4 protein-coding genes and 2 tRNA genes are annotated in these 7,550 nt (G+C 69.3%); 5 read left to right on the forward strand and 1 reads right to left on the reverse strand.

The window, feature by feature from the left end:
- The first annotated feature begins 115 nt into the window (after positions 1-115).
- The 4 genes from ACFWB8_RS24105 (at position 116) to ACFWB8_RS24120 (ending at position 5,326) form a co-directional block, all read left to right on the forward strand.
- Positions 116-3,007: a UPF0182 family protein gene (locus ACFWB8_RS24105; protein ID WP_385230693.1), complete on the forward strand. Its 2,892-nt coding sequence runs from the start codon at positions 116-118 to the stop codon at positions 3,005-3,007.
- A gap of 69 nt (positions 3,008-3,076) precedes the next feature.
- Positions 3,077-3,150, forward strand: a tRNA-Met gene (locus ACFWB8_RS24110).
- Positions 3,151-3,351: 201 nt separating this feature from the next.
- Complete coding sequence (locus ACFWB8_RS24115) at positions 3,352-5,199, forward strand: tetratricopeptide repeat protein (RefSeq protein WP_385230675.1); 1,848 nt, start codon at positions 3,352-3,354, stop codon at positions 5,197-5,199.
- 53 nt (positions 5,200-5,252) lie between these two features.
- Positions 5,253-5,326 (forward strand) — tRNA-Met (locus ACFWB8_RS24120).
- 152 nt (positions 5,327-5,478) lie between these two features.
- Here ACFWB8_RS24120 and ACFWB8_RS24125 read toward each other — a convergent pair.
- Complete coding sequence (locus ACFWB8_RS24125) at positions 5,479-5,895, reverse strand: Fur family transcriptional regulator (protein ID WP_385230678.1); 417 nt, start codon at positions 5,893-5,895, stop codon at positions 5,479-5,481.
- A 131-nt stretch (positions 5,896-6,026) separates the two neighbouring features.
- On the opposite strand from ACFWB8_RS24125, the gene ACFWB8_RS24130 reads away from it, so the two are divergent.
- A complete protein-coding gene (locus ACFWB8_RS24130) occupies positions 6,027-7,496 on the forward strand; it encodes a catalase (protein ID WP_385230681.1) in 1,470 nt (489 codons plus the stop codon).
- The last annotated feature ends 54 nt before the right edge of the window (positions 7,497-7,550 follow it).

Raw genomic sequence — 7,550 nt, forward strand, 5'->3', positions numbered from 1 at the left:
TACCGGGAACTGACTAAAGCCTCAGTAAGTTGCATGAGTGGGCCCTACGATCGGGGGCCCGTTCAACACCTGACACAACACAGCGACTTTCGAGGTGCGCACCTTGGCTTTCCAGATGCCGGACCGCGGCGGAGGCCCCTCCGGGCCACGGATGAGAGTCGGCCGCCCCTCCCGGCGCGCCCGAACCCTTCTGATGACCTTGGGCGTCCTGGCCGTGCTGGCCATGGCGTTCATCATGTTCGCGGGCTTCTGGACCGACTGGCTCTGGTTCCGCTCCGTCAAGTACTCCACCGTCTTCACCACCACCCTGTGGACGAAGATCGGCCTCTTCGCCGTCTTCGGCCTGCTGATGGCCGGTGCCGTCGGGCTGAACATCTGGCTGGCGCACCGGCTGAGGCCGCCGCTGAGCGCGATGTCGGTGGAGCAGCAGAGCCTCGACCGCTACCGGATGAGCATCTCGCCGTACCGGAGGTGGCTGCTGCTGGGCATCGCCGCGCTCGTGGGCCTGATCGCGGGCGCCTCGGCGGCCGGCCAGTGGAAGACCTGGCTGATGTATGTGAACGGGGTGGCCTTCGGACAGAAGGACCCCCAGTTCCACATGGACGTGTCGTTCTACACCTTCGACCTGCCCTGGTACCGCTTCCTGCTCGGCTTCGGCTTCGCCGCGGTCGTGCTGTCGGTGATCGCCGCGGCCGTCGTGCACTACCTCTACGGCGGACTGCGCGTGACCAGCCCGGGCGCCCGGGCCACCGCCGCGGCGACCGGGCACCTGTCGGTGCTGCTGGGCCTCTTCGTTTCCCTCAAGGCGCTCGCGTACTGGCTCGACCGGTACGGCCTCGCCGTGAAGTCCAGCGACTTCAAGGCGGCGGACAACTGGACCGGTCTGCGGTACGTCGATGCCAATGCCTATCTGCCGGCCAAAACGATTCTGGTCGCCATCGCCGCGATCTGCGCCGGGCTGTTCTTCGCGACGCTGTGGCGCCGCACCTGGCAGCTGCCGGTCATCGGCTTCGGCCTGATGGTGCTCTCGGCGATCCTGATCGGCGGCCTGTACCCGGCGATCGTCCAGAAGTTCCAGGTCCAGCCGAACGAGCAGGCCAAGGAATCGCCGTACGTCGAGAAGAACATCAAGGCGACGCGTGACGCGTACGGGATCGCCGGCACCGACGTCACGGACTACGCGGGCGTACCGGCCGCGGGCACCGACAAGGGCCAGCTGCGCAAGGCCGCCGACACCACGGCCAGCATCCGCCTGCTCGACCCGAACATCGTCTCCCCGGCCTTCCAGCAGCTCCAGCAGGTCAAGGGCTACTACGCCTTCCCGTCCACGCTCGCCGTGGACCGGTACAAGGGCCAGGACACCGTCATCGGCCTGCGCGAGCTGAACATCGGCGGCATCCCGAAGAACAACTGGATCAACGACCACTTCAAGTACACCCACGGCTACGGCGTGGTCGCGGCCAAGGGAACCACCGTCGGGGAGCAGGGCGCCCCGGACTTCACCCAGTCCGACCTCCCCTCCAAGGGCATGTTCGGGACGGACTTCGAGCAGCGCATCTACTACGGCGAGCAGACGAAGCAGTACTCGATCGTCGGTGGACCGCAGAAGGAGCTCGACTACTCGGACGACAAGGGCGAGAAGGAGACGAGCTACGAAGGCGACTCCGGCGTCAATCTCGACAACCCGGTCAACCGGGCCGCGTACGCGCTCACCTTCAACGAGCCGCAGATCCTGTACTCCGGCGCCATCGGCGACGGATCGCGGATCTTGTACAACCGCACGCCCAAGGAGCGCGTCGAGGCCGTCGCGCCGTGGCTGACCATCGACGGAGCCCCCTACCCGGCGGTCATCGACGGCCGGATCAAGTGGATCGTCGACGCGTACACGACCACCAACGGCTACCCGTACGCCTCGCGCACCACGCTGGGCCAGAGCACCGCGGACTCGCTGACCAACAGCCAGCGCGCGGTCGTGGCGCAGGAGAACCAGGTCAACTACATCCGCAACTCGGTGAAGGCCACGGTCGACGCGTACGACGGCACGGTCAGCCTGTACCAGTGGGACACCCAGGACCCGGTCCTCAAGACCTGGATGAAGGCGTTCCCGGGGACGGTCAAGCCCAAGAGCGAGATCTCCAAGACGCTCATGGACCACATCCGCTACCCGCAGGACCTCTTCAAGGTCCAGCGCGAGCTGCTGACCCGCTACCACGTCACGGACCCGCAGACCTTCCTCAGCGGCAGTGAGGCCTGGGCCGTTCCGGACGACCCGACCACCAAGGCCGGTACGGCGGTTCCGCCGTACTACCTGTCGATGAAGATGCCGGGCCAGAAGGAGAAGGACCAGGTCTTCTCGCTCACCACGACGTTCACGCCGAACGAGCGGGACAACCTGAGCGCCTTCATGGCGGTCAACGCCGATCCGGGCACCGCGGACTACGGCAAGATCAGAATCCTGAAGCTGCCGACCAGCAAGCCGGTCGACGGCCCCAAGCAGGTGCAGAGCAAGTTCCAGTCCGAACCGAAGATCGCCGAATCCATCCGCCTGCTGCGCGGCGGTGACTCCGAGGTCGAGTACGGAAACCTGCTCGCGGTGCCGCTCGACGGCGGGATGCTCTACGTGGAGCCGGTGTACGTGCGCAGCTCCGGGCTGAAGTACCCGCTGCTGCGCAAGGTGCTGGTGACCTACGGCGGGCAGACCGCCTTCGAGGACACGCTGGAGAAGGCGCTGAATGTGGTGTTCGGGGCCGAGGCGCCGACCGTGCCCACGACGCCGACCAACCCGACGACCCCACCGGGCGACGGCACCACCACGCCGCCGACCAGTCAGGACCCGACGGTGAAGGCGGCCCTCGGTGACGCGCAGAAGGCGGTGGAGGATGCCGACAAGGCTCTGAAGGCCGGCGACTGGGCGGCGTACGGCAAGGCGCAGAGCGATCTGCAGGCGGCGCTGAAGCGGGCGGTCGACGCGGAGGCGAAGCTGACGGCGCCCCAGCCAGGCGGCTAGGGGCCGTTCGTCGCGCCGACACCGTCGGTACGGCTCCGTCCCGCGTCCGTGATACTGTGGTTTCACCGACGCGGGGTGGAGCAGCTCGGTAGCTCGCTGGGCTCATAACCCAGAGGTCGCAGGTTCAAATCCTGTCCCCGCTACTGAAGACGAAGGCCCGGATCCATGGGATCCGGGCCTTCGTCGTGTCCGGCGTGGACACGAGGTCACTGGGGCGGGTGAGTTGGGGTAGGAGCGTGTTTGACTTGTCTCTCTGTGGGCATGTCGACAAAACGCTGTAGTGACCTCACTGGCTGCGACATACCAGGTGTACGCGGGTAGCAGGTGATGCGACGATGGGATTTATGGGGGACAGCTCAACTCTGCTGGAGACAGGGCGGTTTGCGAGGGCGGGGGCCGAGTCGGACGTGGAGGTCGAAGAGGCGGCTCAGGCTGTCAACGCGCAGACCGCACCGATCGATGCGGGGTTGACGGAAGAAGCGTTCGTGGAGGCCGACGCGGCCAGTGACGCGGAGCTCGAGGCCCGGCACCGGGTGGCCGCGGACAAGGGTGACCCCGGCGCGATGAGCGTGCTCGGGGCGCTGCTGCTGCGCCGGGGCGACCTGGCCGGGGCCGAGCGCTACCTGCGCGGCGCCACCGCGGAGGGTGACCGCGCGGCCGCGAACAACCTCGGTGTACTGCTCCACCAGCGGGGTTACCCGGAAGACGCCGCCGGCTGGTGGCGGGTCGCAGCCGTGGCCGGATCCGCTCCGGCCGCGCACGCGCTCGGCCGCCACTTCCGCGAGCGGGGGGACGAGCCGGCCGCCGAGTACTGGCTGCGCCAGGCGGCGGAGTCCGGCCACGCGCTGGGGGCGTACGGGCTGGCGGACCTGCTGGAACACCGCGGCGACAAGGGCGTGGAGCGGTGGTTCCGCGCCGCCGCCGAGCAGGGGCACCGCGAGGCCGCCTACCGGCTGGCGCGGCACCTGCGCAAGGGCGACCCCGCCGAGGCCGAGCAGTGGTACCGGCAGGCCGCCGCGCGTGGACACCGGCGCGCCGCGCTCCACCTGGGCGCGCTGCTGGAGGCGCGCGGCGAACTCAAGGAGGCCGGGCGCTGGTACTTGACCTCCGCCAAGCAGGGAGAGGCGCGGGCGGCGTGCGCGCTCGGCTTCCTGCTGCGCGACGCCGGGGACGAGGAGAACGCGGCCACGTGGTGGCTGCGGGCGGCGCAGGACGGCGACGGCAACGCGGCCAACGCGCTCGGCGCCATGCACGCGGCGCGGGGCGAGACCCAGACGGCGGAGAAGTGGTACCGGGCCGCGATGGACGCGGGCGACCAGAACGGGGCGTACAACCTGGCGCTGCTGTGCGCGGCACAGGAGCGGACGGCGCAGGCCGAGCAGTGGTACCGGCGCGCGGCCTACGCGGGGCACCGCGAGGCGGCCAACGCGCTGGCCATCCTGCTGCTCCAGGGCGGGGACGCGGAGGGCGCCGAGCCGTGGTTCTCGAAGGCGGCCGAGGCGGGCAGCGTGGACGCCGCCTTCAACCTCGGGATCCTGTTCGCGAGCCGGGACGAGGACCGCACCGCGCTGAAGTGGTACGAGCGGGCGGCTTCGGCCGGGCACACGGACGCGGCGCTCCAGGTCGGCATCGCACTGGTCCGCGACGGGGAGGACCGCGCGGCCGAGCGGCACCTGCGCTGCGCGGCCGGGGGCGGCAGCGCCGAGGCGGCCTTCCGGCTGGCCTCGCTGCTGGAGTCGCTGGCCCCGCCGCCGGAGCCGGTGGCACTGGGCGAGCCCGTGGGCGGCGTGGAGCGCACCGAGAGCGAGGAGTGGTACGAGCGTGCCGCCGAGCTGGGCCACCGGCGGGCGCAGGTACGGGTGGGCATGCTGGCCGCGGCCCGGGGAGACCTGGTCGCGGCCGCCCGGTGGTACCGGGAGGCGGCGGAGGCCGGCTCCCGCAACGGCGCGTTCAACCTGGGGCTGCTGCTGGCCCGCGAGGGGAGCGAGCCGGAGGCGGCGCTGTGGTGGACCCGCGCGGCGGTGGCCGGCCACGGCCGCGCGGCGCTGCGGCTGGGTCTGCTGGCCGCCCGGCACGGGGACCTCGCGGAAGGCCAGAAGTGGTGCGTGCGCGCCATGGAACTGGGCCCGGCGGAGGTCTCGGCCCGGGCGGCCCGTCTGCGCGAGGCCCTGGCCGAGGAGCTGTCGGCCTGAAGTTAACCGATTTGCATCTGCCGGGTGGCGTCACGTAAAGTCAGGTTTACCGACGCGGGGTGGAGCAGCTCGGTAGCTCGCTGGGCTCATAACCCAGAGGTCGCAGGTTCAAATCCTGTCCCCGCTACTGAAGGCCGAAGGCCCGGATCCCATGGATCCGGGCCTTCAGTCGTTTCCAGTGCAACCGTGCAACGAGTAGGGCAATGCAGTAGGGCAACGGGGCAGAGGAACGCAGTGGGGCCCGGGAGCATCGCTCCCGGGCCCCACTTTTTTCGTTGGCTACGCGCCCGCGCAGTTCGGGCACACCCCGCGGTACGTCACCTCGACCGCCGAGACCACGAAGCCGAAGCGCTCCGCGTCCGGCAGGTCGGCCAGCGGGTTGCCCGCCGGGTGGACGTCGCGGATCGCGCCGCACCGGGCGCAGACCAGGTGCTGGTGGGGCCGGTGTGCGTTCGGGTCGTACCGCTTGGCCCGGCGGTCCGTGGAGACCTCCAAGACCTCGCCGAGCGTGACGAGCTCGCCCAGCGTGTTGTACACCGTGGCGCGCGAGATCTCGGGGAGCTTGGCCACCGCGCGTGCGTGGACCTCGTCGGCCGTCAGGTGAACGTGGTCACCGTCGAGCACCTCGGCCACGACACGCCGCTGTGCGGTCATGCGCCATCCGCGTCCGCGAAGTCGTTCCAGCAGGTCACTCATAGACGCCAGCCTAACAGCGAGGGGACTCGGTGTAACTCCCGAACCTGTGCGGACTTGGATGTTTACTTGAATTAGACATTGTCCATCGTAGAATCGATCACGGCAGAGGCCAAGCGACAGGACATGCAGGAATGACGCAGGAGGCGCACGTGACACAGGGACCGCTCACCACGGAGGCCGGGGCTCCGGTTGCCGACAACCAGAACAGTGAGACCGCTGGCGTCGGCGGCCCCGTTCTGGTCCAGGACCAGCTGCTGCTGGAGAAGCTCGCGCACTTCAACCGCGAGCGCATCCCGGAGCGCGTGGTGCACGCCCGTGGCGCCGGCGCGTACGGCACCTTCACGCTCACCCGTGACGTCTCGCAGTGGACCCGGGCGAAGTTCCTCTCCGAGGTCGGCAAGCAGACCGAGACCTTCCTGCGCTTCTCCACCGTCGCCGGCAACCTCGGCAGCGCCGACGCCGTGCGCGACCCCCGCGGCTGGGCGCTGAAGTTCTACACCGAAGAGGGCAACTACGACCTCGTCGGCAACAACACCCCGGTGTTCTTCATCAAGGACGCCATCAAGTTCCCGGACTTCATCCACACCCAGAAGCGCGACCCGTACACCGGCTCGCAGGAGGCGGACAACGTCTGGGACTTCTGGGGTCTGTCGCCCGAGTCCACCCACCAGGTGACCTGGCTGTTCGGTGACCGCGGCATCCCGGCGTCCTACCGCCACATGAACGGCTTCGGCTCGCACACGTTCCAGTGGAACAACGAGGCCGGCGAGGTCTTCTGGGTCAAGTACCACTTCAAGACCGACCAGGGCATCAAGAACCTCACCCAGGCCGAGGCCAACCGGCTCGCCGGTGAGGACCCCGACTCCCACCAGCGCGACCTGCGCGAGTCGATCGAGCGCGGCGACTTCCCGTCCTGGACCGTGCAGGTCCAGATCATGCCGGAGGCCGAGGCGGCCGAGTACCGCTTCAACCCGTTCGACCTCACCAAGGTGTGGCCGCACGAGGACTACCCGCTGATCGAGATCGGCAAGCTGGAGCTCAACCGCAACCCGGAGAACGTCTTCGCCGAGGTCGAGCAGTCGATCTTCTCGCCGGCGCACTTCGTCCCCGGCATCGGTCCGTCCCCGGACAAGATGCTCCAGGGCCGTCTCTTCGGCTACGGCGACGCCCACCGCTACCGCGTCGGCATCAACGCCGACCACCTGCCGGTGAACCGCCCGCACGCCACCGAGGCGCGCACCCACTCCCGTGACGGCCACCTGTACGACGGCCGCCACAAGGGCGCGAAGAACTACGAGCCGAACAGCTTCGGCGGCCCGCACCAGACGGACCGCCCGCTGTGGCAGCCCATCGCGCTGACGGGTGGCACCGGCAACCACGCCGCCCCCGTGCACCGCGAGGACAACGACTTCGTCCAGGCGGGCAACCTCTACCGCCTGTACTCCGAGGACGAGAAGTCCCGTCTGATCGAGAACCTGTCCGGCTTCATCGCCAAGGTCTCCCGTGACGACATCGTCGAGCGGGCGATCAACAACTTCCGCCAGGCGGACGGCGACTTCGGCAAGCGGCTCGAAGCCGCGGTCCAGGCCCTTCGCGGCTGATCGGATCGCTTGTCGATGTGAGACGGCGGGCCGCAGTCCCCTTCGGGGGGGCTG

Source organism: Streptomyces sp. NPDC060031 (genome assembly GCF_042736805.1).
In the GTDB taxonomy this organism is placed as follows: domain Bacteria; phylum Actinomycetota; class Actinomycetes; order Streptomycetales; family Streptomycetaceae; genus Streptomyces.